This window comes from Thermoplasmataceae archaeon (genome assembly GCA_038729425.1).
GTDB lineage: Archaea > Thermoplasmatota > Thermoplasmata > Thermoplasmatales > Thermoplasmataceae > B-DKE.
Window position 1 is genome coordinate 23,978 of sequence record JAVYSB010000005.1, and the last position, 14,974, is coordinate 38,951.

Sequence of the window (14,974 nt, forward strand, 5' to 3'; positions counted from 1 at the left end):
ATTTATCAATGACATTTCCTTCTATGCCCAGGGTCAGAGTGGAAATTGAGTACCTCGAAGGTGTTGAGGATCCGGAATCAGAAACTATTTTGAGAAACCTGAAAATAATAGGTTTCGAAAACCTGTCCAGTGTCAGGATATCTAAATCATTTGAGTTCAATATCAATGGTAACAGGGATGATGCTCTGCTTTCAGTGAAAGAGATTGCTGACAAACTACTATACAATCCAGTTATTCAGAGATTCAAAATTGTAGAGACTAGTGATTGAAATGCGGGAACCAGCCACTGTTAATGGAGGGACAGAGATCGTAAAGCTCCTTGAAACCGGAAACGATTATCTGGAAAGCCTGAGTTCAGGTCTTTCACTTTCACTCAGCAGAGATGAGATGATAATGCTTAGACATTATTTTTCAGATCTGGGTCGCAACCCGACAATGCTTGAGATTCAGGCAATGGCCCAGGCATGGAGCGAACACTGCTGCTATAAATCCTCAAAACTCTACCTCAAGAAATTTCTTTCTGGTCTGAAGACTGACTATACTATCCTCGCCATGGAAGACGATGCCGGCGTTGTAGAATTTGACGACGAGCACGCGTACGTTGTCAAGATGGAAAGCCACAATCATCCAAGTGCGATCGAACCTTATGGAGGTGCAGCAACAGGGGTCGGAGGCATCATAAGAGATATTCTCTGCATGGGAGCTCAACCCATTGCATTGCTTGATTCTATTTATCTTGGAGATATCAATGATGCCTCGAAGAATGATCACGGCCTGACTCAGAGATTCACATTTGATGGAATTGTCGGAGGAATCAGAGACTACGGAAACAGGGTTGGAATACCTAACGTCGCCGGCTCCGTCGAGTTTCATAAGTCATACAATAACAACCCAATTGTGAATGCTGGCTGCGTTGGAATAGCTAGAAAGGAGAACATAATCAGAAGCAAAATAGAGAAGGTTGGGGATATACTTATCCTTGCGGGAGGGAGGACAGGAAGAGACGGTATTCATGGGGTTAATTTTGCCTCAGTCCAGATTAGTGAGAAAGAATCCAACAAACGAGCTGTCCAATTGGGAAATCCCATAATCAAAGAACCGCTCATACATGCCGTCCTTGAATCAGTAGAAGAGGGGCTCGTAGATGGCATGAAGGACCTTGGTGGGGGTGGACTTTCCAGCTCTGTTGGTGAAATGTGCTATGCTGGTGGGACATCAGCCGAAATTCATCTTGAGAATGTCCTCCTCAAGGAGTCGGACATGAAGCCATGGGAAATCTGGATAAGCGAGAGCCAAGAGAGGATGCTATTGGCTATAGATCCAAAGAATATAGAAAAAATTTCCAGAATTTTCCGGAAGTGGGACATAGAATTTTCTGAGATCGGTAAAGTAAAGGCGGGCACTAACCTTGTAATATATCATAACGGTTCCCTTGAACTTGATCTAAGTCTTCCATTCCTCACGTCAGGACCGATCTATGCCAGACCGTTTAAAACAAGATCGATTGACAAGAAGGAAAGTACGATACCAAAAGAACCAATCGAATATGGAGATTTCCTGCTGCATATGATAAAGAACCCAAACGCCTGCGCCCGCTTTCCGGTGGTAAGGCAGTATGATTTTACAGTGAGGGGAAATACTATAATGAAGCCTTTTGCTGGAATGCCAAACCATGAAACTCACTCTGATTGTGCTGTAATCAAGCCAGTAGAGGAGAGCATGCGTGGCCTCGCCCTTTCAGTAGGAACAGGTGGACGAAGCGTCTCTTTAAATCCATATAATGGCACAATGGCAGTGCTCGCCGAGGGATACAGGAACGTACTTGTATCCGGATCCAGACCGCACTCAATAGTTGACTCCCTGAATTTTGGGAACCCCGAAGACATGGAGGCAATGGGTGAATTTGTTGAATCTGTCCGCGCCATCGGTGACTTTTGCAGGAAATTTTCGCTGCCAGTGGTTGCTGGAAACGTCAGTCTCTACAACGGATCGAGCAGCTCGCATATCATTCCGACCCCGACAATAATGGTCTCGGGAATTGCGGATGACGTGGGGAAGTTGGTTAGCCCTGAATTTAAGAGCGCGGATCACTTGATAATACTGATTGGAAATAGTCCACCGGACCTCTCTGGAAGCCTCTATTTGCACTATCTTGGAGTTAGATCTAATGATTATCCACCTGTTGACCTTGACGAACTTAAGAGTATAGCGGCAGGGTTTCATAAAGCGTTTAAGGGCGGGCTGATTAAAGCTGCTCACGACGTTTCTAGCGGCGGCGTAGCGATGGCACTACTTGAGATGGCTTTCGGAAAAGGAATTGGATTTTCAGTCGACCTATCGGAAATTTCAAATGGAAGGTTTAGTCAGAAACTTTTCAGCGAAATAGGAAACAGGTTACTGGTAGAAGTGGATCAGAAGGACCTGAAAAAATTACAGGAATGCTTTGAAGATGTAAGGCTCGCGGTTGTTGGAAAAACTGGCAGTAAGAACGTCAAGTTTGAGGATTCAGGCATCGTCTATATTGACTACGACCTTGAAACCTTCAGAAATGCCTGGGAACATGGGCTTGATGATTTCATTTAATAGAGGGGGATTTGTGCTTGACAGAAGAACTTATCAGGAAAAGAGAAAAAGTAGATGAAAAAAACGTTGTAGTCGAACTTTATTATCGGCTCAATTTCAACGCGGACAAAACTTGCGGCTATACCAAAATTTTTCAGGCGAGTATAGACGGGTCCGAGGACGAAGAGCGATATGAGATATACATGGAGCTTTATGAGTGTGGACTGAAGCCGGAAGAAGCGAATAGGAGATTTGAAAAAGTAATAGATGACGTTAAATCCGGAAAAATAGATGTGGAGATTTAGCTGGATTTTGATTGAGAACCTATCTCTATCTTGACCGATACCTTGGAATCATCGACCAGCTTGAGCATATCGCGTAGGTACTGACTTGATATTATTTCAAGAACATCAGAGTAGACTGTTCTTTCTGGCAATATTGCGGCGCAGTCGATGCTGTCTATCTTTGCCTTGAAAGCCTTTACCGGTCCAAAGGTCCTATCCTCTGTCTGGAACCCATCTATGTGTATACCTGAGCTGTTCCTGAGGCGTCTCAATTCGTTCTCGAATTCCCGTCCAACCTTAATATTAAGTGTCCCCAGGTATGGAATGTATCCCAACTTTTCCTGAAACTGAATAATATATGATTTTCTTGAAATGTAGTATCTACCTTCACCAAGTCCACTCTTCACTTCCCCTTCAATTGTTATTATGTCAGACATATCCAGTATACGCGAGAGAGAATCTAGTTCCGAGAAAAGAATGTCTAAACCATTCTCTGTAAGCGAAATGTCCTGCTTTCTATTTTCCAGTACCCTGTTTATATATTTCTCTGCCCCTAGTTTTATTATGATCCTAGAAGCGGATTGCTGGCTTATTCCCATTAGCTTTGCGACTTCACCTGAAGATATATTTCTGGACGATTCTCTTCCTATAAGTTTCTTTATGGCTTTAAGTGCCAGATAAAGCTGATAATCCTTAGCTATTCCTGATTTCATCCTCCTTCAGGAATTAAGCCTTCAATCTTAATCCTTATGATCGATTACACGGCATCGATTATTCGTTTTCTTTTGATCGTAAAAACATGTACTTTACCCGTCTTTGCAGCAGAGATCATCTCGCGGTCATTGGTCAGGATTGAGCACCTGTCGCTCATCGCACGCCTGACTATGGCTGAGTCGCAAGCCCCCTCTACAATGATTGACCTGAACTTAGAAGCGATTTCGAGCGCGGCTCTAGCTTCCTTCACACTACCTGCCAACCCTTCCAGTTCACGAATAACACAATCTGGGACAAGAATATTTTGAAGACCTCTGCCTTGCAGGTTTTTCTTCAGGTCAATTCTCTGTCTGACCGAATATATGAGTGCGTTGGAATCTACAATGACAGTATTGCTGTCCATTTCAGTTTTTTGAGACTATTTCCGCAATCGCTGTACCATTCCTGATTTTTTTAATAAGAACCCTGAGATTCTCGCCCTTTTTGCCCCCAGCAACAATTATTGAGTAACCTTTATAATTGGTTCTCCCTTCGCCGGATTTCCCAACTTCGTTAATAGTTATATTATATTGCTTCCCTTCTTCCAGATCGGCTTCGTTAGATTTTGAATCCCTTGTTAACTTGATAGGGTGTTGGGCCCCGCATGCTTTACAAGTAAGCAGATCTATTCTGCCGACCCTGTGGATCTCTGTGTCAGGTGATCCGCATTCGTAGCACTTCACGTAAGAGTCCATATATTGTGAGAATTTCTTTGAAATCTGTGAAGCGGACAGCTTCCTGTTAATTATGAGTCTTCTCCCACTGATGGTCACACCAATGCCAAATTCCTTCATTAGATATTTCGCAATAACCTGCGGTTCCCGATTGATGAGATCAGTTATATCGAGAAAATTCCTGATTATGGTAGATTTGCCCTCGGTGATTACGTCAGGTTCCGGTATCTTAAGTCTGCTATCGCTGGTATTTGACTTTGCAAGCATCCCCGACGCCTTTTCCAGAAGCTCTTCGTAATCGTTTGTCATACAATAGACGTATCCTGACGGGTTATTTAAACTAATGATTATTAAAATTATGTACGATATATATAATGATACGCAAATTTATAAAATAAATGATATCAACAAAATATAATCATGGTTAAGTAGAGAAAAATTATTATAATAACTGTCTCCACGTGTACATAATGTGTGTACTCAGCATCAGGCCAACATTACTTACTTGTATATACAAAAGAAACATTTAAATATATATTGTTACATAATGTTTAGAGGTTATATCTCGTTGGAGAACAAGGACACAAAGATAACCATCAGAATCACTGAAGGCGAAGTTGAGGAGATAGATAATTTCCTCAAATCCACTGCGAGATTTGCCAGCAGATCTGAATTCATCAGATTTGCTGCTCTTGAATACATCTCTCAAAACAGAATTACAATACTTGGTCCAAATGAAATTTCGCTCAGGCTGGACAAGATAATGGAGCAGACGTTAGCGCTGGCCATAAGACAGGGCTATTTCAACGACAGGAGTGATGCAATAACAGAAATCCTCAATGTTGCCAGATCTAGCGGATTGATCTCAAAAATAATTGATTCAAAGAACAATGAGTTCAGGGCGGTCATGGACAAGTCTACTGGGGCTAGGGTAGAAGACCTTTCCTTGAGAACCAAGATAGATCGGAGTAATGACGACGAGGAAAAATCATAGGTGATTAAAATGATGAAAAAGGATGTTGAAACTGAAACTGGATATTTTCGAGAGAGAATTTGTTCAATTGCTAGGGATTACGCTACTGATAGATATGATTGTGCGCTGATCGCCATAGGCAGCGCGGCGGAAAGGGCATTAAGGAAAGTTATGCCATTAGAGGAAGCTAGAGTTTTCTACCACGCTGTGAATCATTCAAGACATACTTTAGCTGCGCAGAAAAACATAAGCAATGATGTTGCTCACATAGAGATTTACTCTCATAAACCTATGGAAGTGAGAGTTGTAAACGCAGGTGATGACTCGCTGGATGACGACAGCATGAGAGGCGACGATTACGCGATGGCCAAATTCGAAACAACTACTGCGGACATTTCAAATAATGAATCTGACATCACAAGAACTGCATTACGTGTCTTTACCGAGTTTCAGAGAAGTGATTCATATATCCTGCTCAGTGCGTTTGGGAACAGATATGCTCAGGCTATGCATTCATCTATTTCCCGAATTATGTCAAGCAGAAATATTCCGCATCTGAATGTCATAATAAAACCTTCCAGGCTATATCCGAGTGAGAGATCAATCGCTGAGGGGGCTATAAACCGCCTTGTATCAGCAGGCGAAAGAGTTAGAGTAATTGACAATCAGGACCTGGAAGAGAATTTAACAAGACATACCACTGGATACAGCGTTGATGGTCAGTGGGGTTCGATCAATACAAAAATTGCAAGGGAAATTGAGGTTTATCTTATGAAGCTGTCAAATGCATCTATAAATGCAAAGAAGATTGTGGCGTTTTGAACACACCACATAATTAATTTTTATGCCCTGTTTTACAACTGGGTTATTATATCTTTTTCCACCATATTCCTTTCGCAGTAAAGGCACCTCAGCACCAGTGGATTCTCTGATACAACGGAAAATTCACTATTTACGGGTTCTTTCTGGTTAGTAATACAAATCTGATTCTGGCACTTAACAATGCCAACAACGTTTCCGGTGAGTTTCACCGTGAATTTATCGGTTATCTCATAGTTTTTGACTATGCTAATAGTTGCTGCAGGTGCTACCAGAGATATTCTATCAAGATCGTCTCTACTCAGGAATTTGTTCTCCACTTTTATGACGTCTTTCTTTCCAAGTTTGTTGCTTGGGACCCTCATAGCTATGGTGGTGGATACGTCAGGGTTGTTTTCTATCTTCAAAATGGAGACAACCCTCAGTGCTTTTCCAGCCGGAACATGGTCTATTACAGTCCCGTCTTTTATTTTTGATACTTTTAGTGTCTGTTCCATGTTCATCACTCCAGGATCATGGAAAGCAATGCCATTCTGACCGGCACGCCGTAGTAAGCTTGTTTGAAATACATTGCATTCGGCAGAAAATCCACTTCCGCCTTTATTTCATCTATCCTTGGTAAGGGGTGCATTATTATTGAGTTCTGCTTCATTTTTTTCACAGTTTCACTATCTATCGAGTATAACCCTATAACACTGTTGTACTCGTTCTGATCAGTGAATCTTTCTTTCTGAATCCTTGTTACATAGAAAACGTCGTGTTCATCTATCCCCTTTTCAAGGTTCTCTTCTGTTGTGATTTTGACCTTTTTACTGAGTCTTTCTCTAATATGATCGGGCATTTTAAGAACAGCGGGAGAAATAAGGGTAACCTCAACATCAAAGTTTGAAAGTGCCAGAAGAAGTGAGTGCACCGTCCTCCCATAGCGGAGATCTCCAACCATTGCTATATTCAGTCCGTCGATCTTGCCGAAGTGCCTCTTAATTGTATACAGATCGAGAAGAGTCTGTGTAGGATGCTGCCCTGACCCGTCACCGGCATTGATAACCGGTTTGGACGAAAATTTTGAGGCAAGTCTCGCAGCCCCTTCAAGAGGATGCCTTATGACAATTACATCAGAGTATGATTCGGCCATTCTTATGGTGTCTGCAAGGGTCTCCCCCTTAGCTACCGAAGATGATTTGACGTCTGAAACGCTAATTACAGAACCACCAAGTCTGTGCATGGACGATTCAAACGATAAGCGCGTTCTAGTGCTGGGTTCATAAAAAAGGGTCGCCATAATCTTTCCCGTCAGTATTTCGAGCTTTTTTCTTGATTCCAACGCAGCCAGCATTCTGTCGGCTACTGAAAAAACCTCGCTCAAATCAGATGAGTCAACATCATCAATGGAAACTATGCTTCTATTTTTCAACATCAAAATAGATAAATGATTGTAGAATTAAAAGACTTTAGGTTAAAAAAAGAGGATGGATTACGGAGGGCTTCCTACGTGCTGGTTAAATGCTCCATATCCAATAATTAGTGCGAATACAGTACCTATACCCAGTATAATCCACTCGATATAGTAGAGAATCTTTCCAGTGGATGTCGTAGGCTTAATGTAAAGCACTGGAGCAAGGAGAGCACCGATTCCATCAAAAATGTACAGTCCCATTGAAGTAATCAGGTCGTTTCCACTTTCCATACTATAATCAAGTATGTTATAAGCTCCAACCAGAACATAGATGCCAACCAGCATGATCAGCAAGGGCATAAGACCAAGATGCATGTCCTTATATATCATCACTGCAGAGACAAGCAATACAATACCAAAGAGAAGAAGTGGATCTCCGAATTCCATGTTGTATTTTGTTGCGAATCCCGTCATTACCCATGAGAAGGACATGTAAAATCCGCTCACAATATTGAACAGACCCACACCGATTGCTGGTATTACCAAACTCTTAATCTGCTCCTTGTCTCCCCTAGCTGAGAAGAAGAAATAAAATGCACCTAGGAGCGTACCCATTGCTAAGCCGATCAACATCACGGCCAAAGGATCAACAAATGTCATTTTCTAGACCTCTAATTTGTTATTTTCAGAATATTAATAAAAAGGGCACTTGAGATGTTAGAGATTATGTTTATAAACTTTTTGTAAACGGCATTCATACAGAATCTTGAAACTAGGCTAACAAACAGTGTTTGTAAGAATTGCTAATTTAATGAATATAGCGGAAAATACATAATAATAGGATTATCATTTCGCTTGAAATATGGGAGATGAATTTGGCTCAATTTGAACGATGACTAATTTTAAAATGGGTCCTACAACTTTTCCAGTAGATGCGGATAAAACGAAGTTAACAAAACTATTTTTCTTGCTTAGATGCGAGTAATAGGGATTTGCGGATAGGAAAAGCAATTCACATCAAGAAGAGAAGGAATTATCAAGCGGATGAAAAGAATGAATAGGATTGATCAATTTTGCTCGAATTTTGACTGAAGATTTAATTGTTGGATCTCTTATCAAATGGTATTGTTTGACCTAACGGAGTTTTTCATCTTAAGGCACGCCTAAAAAATTTTGCATGGAAGTATGACCAGACTCCAGCGAATATCAAAAGTTAGAACCCAGGAAAAGTTACCGCAAAGCTTTGCCAATTAAGTTGCTATTAAATTTCAGCCGAAGTTAAATAAAATGAAATAAGAAGCGATATAATAGCGCCAGGCGCTACTTCTAATATTATTTTCATTCTTCTATTGACCAAGCTTCACCGATGGCAAGAGGATTCCACGTTTTTAAATAACTCTCGGCTCAGCTTAATAAAATATTATTAAATTTTATTTTTGGTGTACCCATATTTTCAATAAAAGTAAAATGCCCAAAGATAGTAATTTAATCATGGAAATCATGGCTCCTCATGGGTGGCAAGAGTTCCTCTATACCCGGTCTGCACAAATTATCCATACAAGACAGAGTGAAGCTCGTAGCTGACTTCTCAGATCTCGGGGATGATGACGTTTCACTCCTTTCTAATTTTGGTTCCCTTCCAGTGGATATAGCTGACAGAATGATTGAAAATGTAATCTCTACCATTGATGTCCCGCTTGGTGTAGCCACCAACTTCAAAATCAACGGCAAAGATTATTTGATACCAATGGCAGTAGAAGAAGCCTCGATCATAGCTGCGTGTTCCAACGCTGCAAAGATAGCCAGAGCTTCCGGGGGATTCACTGCCCGTGCGAGTGACCCAATAATGATTGGCCAGATCCAGATCATGAATCTGAGATCTCAGGATGATGCAAAGGAAAAAATCCTGCGGTCAGAACAAAAAATTCTGCAGTTGGCAAACACAAAGAGCAAGACCCTGAGAGAAGCAGGTGCTGGTGCTCAGCACATAGAGCTGCTGGAATACCATGTCCCGGAGGATATGCTTGTGGTGCACCTCTTTGTCGATGTGCTCGATGCGATGGGGGCCAACATTGTAAATTCAATGTGCGAGTTTATAGCACCTTATATTGAAGAGATTACAGGAGGTCATGTTAATCTAAGGATTTTATCGAATCTCTCTGACAGGAGAATGGCATATGCATCTGCAATTTTTAAAAAAGACTTGATTGGTGGAGAACAGGTTGTAAAAAATATTATGAATTCCTTCAATTTATCTATGGTAGACCCCTATAGGGCAGCAACCCACAACAAAGGAATCATGAACGGTATAGATGCAGTTCTTCTGGCAACAATGAATGATTGGCGTGCAATTGAGGCTGGAGCTCATGCCTTCGCTTCTCTTACTGGATACAAGTCACTTACCAGATATGACATCACACCGGGTGGCGATCTCAATGTCAGCATAGCCATACCTATAGCTACCGGGACGGTGGGAGGTTCTACCAATACTGTTCCAAAGGCCAGGGTAGCGAGAAAGATACTAAATGTGGAGAATTCAAGGGAATTTGCATGTGTTCTGGCATCTGTTGGACTCGCCCAGAATTTTGCTGCAGTACGTGCACTAAGTGCGGAAGGCATCCAGAGGGGGCACATGAGTCTGCACGCCAGAAGCATAGCTATCACGGCAGGAGCACTAGGTGGAGAGATCGATCAGGTCGCAAAAATCATGAGGGAGGAAAATACTATATCGCCATCACGTGCGAGGGAAATATTAGCCCTATTACGCAAGAATTCATAAATACAGCTAAATATAGCTTTACGATGATTGGGTGAATCCAATGGATGAATTAGGGGCACTGCTAAAGTCTGCTGATAACTCGCTTCAGAGAGAGAAGTACATTGACGCAATCAGAGACTACGTGAGAGCGACAGAACTAATCAAGGATAGTGATCTTTCAACACTAGGAGAAATCTATTACAAGATATCACAGGCGTATTCAGCCTTGGAGCCGAAGAATATTGAAAATTCCATGAAATACGCTAATATGGCTCTAGATATTCATAATAAATCAGGCGAGAGAGATCTCGAGATCGTTGACAGACTTAACATGTTTTATATTCTGATGGACGCCGGTAAACTGAATGAATCAGGCGAGGAACTGGAAAGGGCCCTTTTAATTGCCAGAGAGACTGAAGACGAAGGTCTTGTAAACATGGTACTTTTGGCGAAAGCAGAACTTATTGGTACCCGTAAAGGGAACGAAGAAGAATTGTTGAATATCTTTAATGGCGTAATGGAATCTTCGCGTAAAAACGGTGATTGGGATAGTTACTTTGAAGCAAAGAAGGGAATAATAGAGAATATCAGAAAACATGGAAACGCTGAAGACGCACTTGAAAAGTCGATAGAGTCTCTGAACGAGATAGACAGCATATCAGCTAGTATAAAGAACAAAAAAGAAAGAAAGGAGTTTAGAAGCTCCCTCTCCTATATATACGATATAGCCTCAGATATAGCCATGGAGATGGGTAATGTGGACGACGCGATTAAAATAGCACAAAGGCTATCTGAGTAAGCCGATCAAATCTTCTAATTCTTCAGTTTAAGGTATGTTTCCAGCATTTCCTTTGTGAATGGCCTTAGATCAATATCCTCATCAGACATAACTGCCATTAATGCCAGGTCGAAGTTAATCAGCTTTATCTTGTCTGTGACTTCCTTGCTTCTGGCTATTGCTTCCTTCTTGGTCAGCTTCCCTGAAGCTGCAATGGCGTCCAGAAGCCTATCCACAATAGGCTTGTCTCTGGACGAGGAAAAAAGTTCATCCACATTCACAGAGAAGTCGAGAGGTACTATGATTCCGGCGGGACTAAAGGCTGGTGTGTATTCCTTGTCGCTTTCATAAAGCAGTCCTTCATTCACGGCTTCAACGATGAATTTCTCTACGACGTCTGGTTTCAAAAGGGAGCGCTTAAATGATAGGAATGTAACGAAATCCTGTTTTGTGCACCTTTCCGAATTTTTTTTGTTTGAGAAGACAATAGCTATCAATTTTCTTGCAGTATCTTTATCCACGGTGTTTGATACTCAACATTTGAATAAACTTTTTCAATTATCGTCCAAGGATACAACGGTCCAGATAAAAGAATTGATTGGAGCAATTGAAGATTTCCGGGATCAGTTGATCCCAGAGAGTACTTCTTGTATCTTTTTATAGTCAGGTTCTTTCCCAGGGTCCTCGCTTATCCACACATACCTTATGACCCCGTCCCCTCCCAGAACAAAAATACTTCTTTTTGACACGGAAAGCCCTTTCAGTGAAACGAAATCCTCGTGTACTCCACCATACTGTTTTGAAACCGTTCTTGTTGAATCACTGAGAAGGTCGAAGTTCAAATTATTCCGCTTGTCAAACTCTGCGAGCGTGAAGGGTGTATCGACGCTAACTCCTACAACTTTTGCACTGAGCTTCTTCAAGTTTGCCATAGAATCCCTGAAAGTACACATTTCCTTTGTACAGACGCTGGTAAATGCTCCGGGGAAAAACGCTAAAACAACTTTTTCCCCGCTATATTCAGATAGCGATCTCATTTTCAGTTTAGAATCTGGCAAAGCAAAATTCGGAGCCTTATCTCCAACTTTCAGTGTCATATATTTCCTGCTGCTTTTATCGCCGCGAAATATTTAATGATACCTGATCAAAAAATGTTACAGAAGTGCCAGATCGCATGTGAGCGAGAGTGGTTTAGCACTATGAACAATGTCTTTGATTAAATAGGTTAACAGATTCAGTGTTATGACATACATCGTTACGCGACCCTAAGTTATGTGCTATATATTATAATAGAATTCCACATCCAAGTCGAGTAACAAAATGACAAAGGCAGTTGCTCTTTTTTCAGGGGGGAAAGACTCCTTTCTTTCAATGCAGATAGCGCAAGAAAGTGGTTATGAAATTATTTCCGCAGTGACCGTTTTGCCGGACGAATACTCTCCCATGTTTCATTTTCCCAATGCGTCTAAATCGGCGTTGCCGGCCAGGTTTCTTGAAGTGCCTGTGGCATTCTGCATGGAAGAAAAGCTGAGAGAAACCGTAGAATCCTACTATGCAAAGGGAGCCAGGGCTATTATTTCTGGAGCCATCGCCTCAGATTATCAGAAGACAAGGATCGAACAAATGTGCACCGAACTTGGAATGATCTCATTTACGCCATTATGGCGGAAGAGCCAGGGGAAGGTTTTACTTGAGTTATTGGAGAGGGGCATCAGGGCAGTGATTGTTTCAGTGTCTGCCGAGGGTCTCACAGAGGAAGACCTAGGTAAAACAATTGATTCACAGTACATACAGCATCTTAATAACATCTCTCGGAAGAGGAGAATAAATATCGCGGGTGAAGGTGGCGAATATGAGACATTCGTGTACGGTGTCCCTGGGAAACCAGAGATTGACTACAGAAACTCCAAAAAAGTGTGGGAGGGTTCCTGCGGTTATCTCCTACTTAGTGAGTGAGTTCAGATTTTGACCCTTTCAACTTCCAGAGCATCCCACGTAGGGTATTCCTCAATCTCGTATATATCATACTCAACCGAGTTTCTAATATCCTGCAGTATCCATGGCGGAACTTCCAACCTATTTTTTGTCGGATTGACGTGAATCTCTTCGGGATCCATGCCAAGAGAGATAAGTTTGTTACGCATTTCTGTCGTGTCGGCGCCCTCCACTATACCTCTTATTATTGTACCATCCTTTGTGACAACGTCAATATCCCTTGCAACATTCTTTGCCCTTCTCTTTAGTCTATTCTTAAGCTGGACACCGTCCTTAAAAGCCGCGGAACAGTAATGTACGGTAAAATCAGGAAACTTTTTGACCATATCTATAGCGAGAGACTGGCTACCATTGGCCCCAGATTCATAATCGCTCTTTACCTGATATCCTCTTCCCAATAGATTTTCGTAATTGGTCTCCGAGAACTCCAGTTCGTTAAGGTTTATGAAATCAAGATCCATCTTTCTGGCGAACTCTATTAGATCTTGAGTCTCCTTCATCCTGTAAGGAAGACTGGGTACCTCTATACCTACGCTCATGCCATTGTCTCTCGACCATTTTATTCTATCCTTGAAAATGGACCTATCCATAAAAGACCATATTTCTTCCGGAGGATGAAACCTTATTTCGTCCAATCCAGCTTTTGCTACTGTATCGATCGCAGTTTTAGTTCCGCTTATGGTATACAGATGGATGTGATGTGTCTTGCCGAATTCTTCTTTTAGAATTGTGATGTACTCAGATGTACGTTGATAATATTTGAGAGGATCCCCACCGGTGATTCCGGTGCCGGTAGCGCTGATCATCTTCGCCTCGTAAATTGCGTCCTTCATATTTCTGAGTGGCATTTCATCGGCATACATTACATCCTTCATTTTTTTGGGTTCTGAGAGGGGACAATAAAAACACTTAGCGTCACATATACCGGAAACAAAGAGCACCATCTTTCCTCCCTTTGCACAAAGTTGGCACCCGAGAGGTAAACTCCCTGTGTAAGCCGACCCCCCACTCATCCTTCTCATGATCATCGTCATTTAGACCTCATATATAATATCACTGAAACCCTTTGTAACATACCTTTACTTTCACACAAAAAAGATAGGTTATGAATCTCATAAATTTTAAGTATAACTAACTAGCATAACTTACACATGGTTGACGACAATTTCGGATTAGATTACGAAAACTGACGGAAAAGCGCTGATTGACTCACTGTCATACCTGGGCCTAGATTCCGTTTTTGTATGCGCAGGACTAAGTTGGTATGGATTCAAACTCTCACCGGCCTATGGAAAAATTGTATCTGAAATGGTCACGGATCAAGATCCTGAAAGTGCAGAGTTCGATTGGCGGGCTTTTTCTTTGGATCGGTTTAAGAGAGGAAAACCTATAGTGACACGATATTCCGAGATAGGCACTATTTATTGAGGGATTATAAGAGGCTATAATAAAAGAGAAAACATTCTTCTATTCTCGAGGAATCCAAATAACAAAAATAACTACCTGAATAAACGAGATCAGGACTGGAAGTCATATGCCCAGAAGTGCAAAAATTGTCAACAAATGATATTCTAATAATATTCTCTCCATACAGGTTGGAGATCCTCTTGGAAATGAAACCATTCTGACTTGAAATTCTCTTTTGATCAGATTTAATGAAGCGCATGCACATAACAGGCTGACAGGCAATTTGCATTGACCATTCAGGTGTTCAGGAAAATTAAAGTGCCAAGAACCTCCGGTCATATATTTGAACTCATTAAAGTATTCTAATATACCGGAATCAGCAAAGGACCCCCAGTTGATCTAATCATTGATTATCCAAAAAGTACAAAAGACCATTTTTGGGTGTTGGTGCTACCTAGAACATCTCAAATTTTATGAAATCTAATTACGAAACCTTTTGTCTCTAAACCGGAATTGTATTCCAAAATTCATACCCACCTTACTTCGATATTATAGATTTAGTGGTTTGAGCATAA

General features: G+C 41.5%; 17 protein-coding genes. 8 read left to right on the top strand and 9 right to left on the bottom strand.

All coding sequences use genetic code 11. From position 1 onward, the window contains the following. Positions 1–23: 23 nt before the first annotated feature. Genes purS through QW597_05530 form a run of 3 tightly spaced genes read left to right on the top strand, consistent with a single transcriptional unit; the run spans position 24 to position 2,867 of the window. Positions 24–269 carry a phosphoribosylformylglycinamidine synthase subunit PurS gene (gene purS / locus QW597_05520; GenBank protein MEM0156041.1) on the top strand — a complete coding sequence of 82 codons (246 nt, stop codon included), beginning with the start codon at positions 24–26 and terminating at the stop codon, positions 267–269. Position 270: 1 nt separating this feature from the next. Next, positions 271–2,583, top strand: a complete 2,313-nt coding sequence (purL, locus tag QW597_05525; GenBank protein MEM0156042.1) for a phosphoribosylformylglycinamidine synthase subunit PurL — start codon at positions 271–273, stop codon at positions 2,581–2,583. Between the two features lie 17 nt (positions 2,584–2,600). After that, positions 2,601–2,867 (top strand): hypothetical protein, encoded by a 267-nt coding sequence (locus QW597_05530; protein ID MEM0156043.1) that lies wholly within the window; start codon positions 2,601–2,603, stop codon positions 2,865–2,867. On the opposite strand, the gene QW597_05535 is transcribed toward QW597_05530, so the two are convergent. The 3 genes from QW597_05535 to QW597_05545 are packed head-to-tail and all read right to left on the bottom strand — an operon-like array spanning position 2,864 to position 4,582. Continuing rightward, positions 2,864–3,559: a DUF120 domain-containing protein gene (locus QW597_05535; GenBank protein MEM0156044.1), complete on the bottom strand. Its 696-nt coding sequence runs from the start codon at positions 3,557–3,559 to the stop codon at positions 2,864–2,866. The genes QW597_05530 and QW597_05535 overlap by 4 nt on opposite strands. Before the next feature lie 44 nt (positions 3,560–3,603). Further along, on the bottom strand, positions 3,604–3,963 hold the full coding sequence (locus QW597_05540) for a hypothetical protein (GenBank protein MEM0156045.1): 360 nt from the start codon (positions 3,961–3,963) through the stop codon (positions 3,604–3,606). A gap of 1 nt (position 3,964) precedes the next feature. Next, positions 3,965–4,582, bottom strand: coding sequence for a translation initiation factor IF-2 subunit beta (locus QW597_05545; protein MEM0156046.1), 618 nt, complete (start codon positions 4,580–4,582; stop codon positions 3,965–3,967). 259 nt (positions 4,583–4,841) lie between these two features. On the opposite strand from QW597_05545, the gene QW597_05550 reads away from it, so the two are divergent. Further along, on the top strand, positions 4,842–5,267 hold the full coding sequence (locus tag QW597_05550) for a ribbon-helix-helix domain-containing protein (protein ID MEM0156047.1): 426 nt from the start codon (positions 4,842–4,844) through the stop codon (positions 5,265–5,267). Positions 5,268–5,276: 9 nt separating this feature from the next. Continuing rightward, positions 5,277–6,068 (top strand): hypothetical protein, encoded by a 792-nt coding sequence (locus QW597_05555; protein ID MEM0156048.1) that lies wholly within the window; start codon positions 5,277–5,279, stop codon positions 6,066–6,068. A gap of 32 nt (positions 6,069–6,100) precedes the next feature. Here QW597_05555 and pyrI read toward each other — a convergent pair whose 3' ends face one another. The 3 genes from pyrI to QW597_05570 are packed head-to-tail and all read right to left on the bottom strand — an operon-like array spanning position 6,101 to position 8,121. Continuing rightward, on the bottom strand, positions 6,101–6,562 hold the full coding sequence (pyrI, locus tag QW597_05560; protein ID MEM0156049.1) for an aspartate carbamoyltransferase regulatory subunit: 462 nt from the start codon (positions 6,560–6,562) through the stop codon (positions 6,101–6,103). Between the two features lie 5 nt (positions 6,563–6,567). Next, positions 6,568–7,482: an aspartate carbamoyltransferase gene (gene pyrB / locus QW597_05565; GenBank protein MEM0156050.1), complete on the bottom strand. Its 915-nt coding sequence runs from the start codon at positions 7,480–7,482 to the stop codon at positions 6,568–6,570. Positions 7,483–7,539: 57 nt separating this feature from the next. Further along, positions 7,540–8,121, bottom strand: coding sequence for a DUF981 domain-containing protein (locus QW597_05570; protein ID MEM0156051.1), 582 nt, complete (start codon positions 8,119–8,121; stop codon positions 7,540–7,542). A gap of 850 nt (positions 8,122–8,971) precedes the next feature. On the opposite strand from QW597_05570, the gene QW597_05575 reads away from it, so the two are divergent. Both QW597_05575 and QW597_05580 read left to right on the top strand, forming a co-directional pair. Further along, positions 8,972–10,240 carry a hydroxymethylglutaryl-CoA reductase, degradative gene (locus QW597_05575; protein MEM0156052.1) on the top strand — a complete coding sequence of 423 codons (1,269 nt, stop codon included), beginning with the start codon at positions 8,972–8,974 and terminating at the stop codon, positions 10,238–10,240. Between the two features lie 40 nt (positions 10,241–10,280). Next, complete coding sequence (locus tag QW597_05580; GenBank protein ID MEM0156053.1) at positions 10,281–11,018, top strand: hypothetical protein; 738 nt, start codon at positions 10,281–10,283, stop codon at positions 11,016–11,018. A 14-nt stretch (positions 11,019–11,032) separates the two neighbouring features. Here the strand turns inward: QW597_05580 and QW597_05585 are convergent, their stop codons facing one another. Next, positions 11,033–11,518: a DUF2240 family protein gene (locus tag QW597_05585; protein ID MEM0156054.1), complete on the bottom strand. Its 486-nt coding sequence runs from the start codon at positions 11,516–11,518 to the stop codon at positions 11,033–11,035. 102 nt (positions 11,519–11,620) lie between these two features. Next, a complete protein-coding gene (locus tag QW597_05590) occupies positions 11,621–12,094 on the bottom strand; it encodes a peroxiredoxin (GenBank protein MEM0156055.1) in 474 nt (157 codons plus the stop codon). Between the two features lie 223 nt (positions 12,095–12,317). Between QW597_05590 and QW597_05595 the strand changes: the two genes are divergently transcribed. After that, on the top strand, positions 12,318–12,953 hold the full coding sequence (locus tag QW597_05595) for a diphthine--ammonia ligase (protein MEM0156056.1): 636 nt from the start codon (positions 12,318–12,320) through the stop codon (positions 12,951–12,953). Positions 12,954–12,955: 2 nt separating this feature from the next. Here QW597_05595 and QW597_05600 read toward each other — a convergent pair whose 3' ends face one another. After that, positions 12,956–14,026, bottom strand: coding sequence for a 4Fe-4S cluster-binding domain-containing protein (locus tag QW597_05600; GenBank protein ID MEM0156057.1), 1,071 nt, complete (start codon positions 14,024–14,026; stop codon positions 12,956–12,958). Between the last annotated feature and the right edge of the window lie 948 nt (positions 14,027–14,974).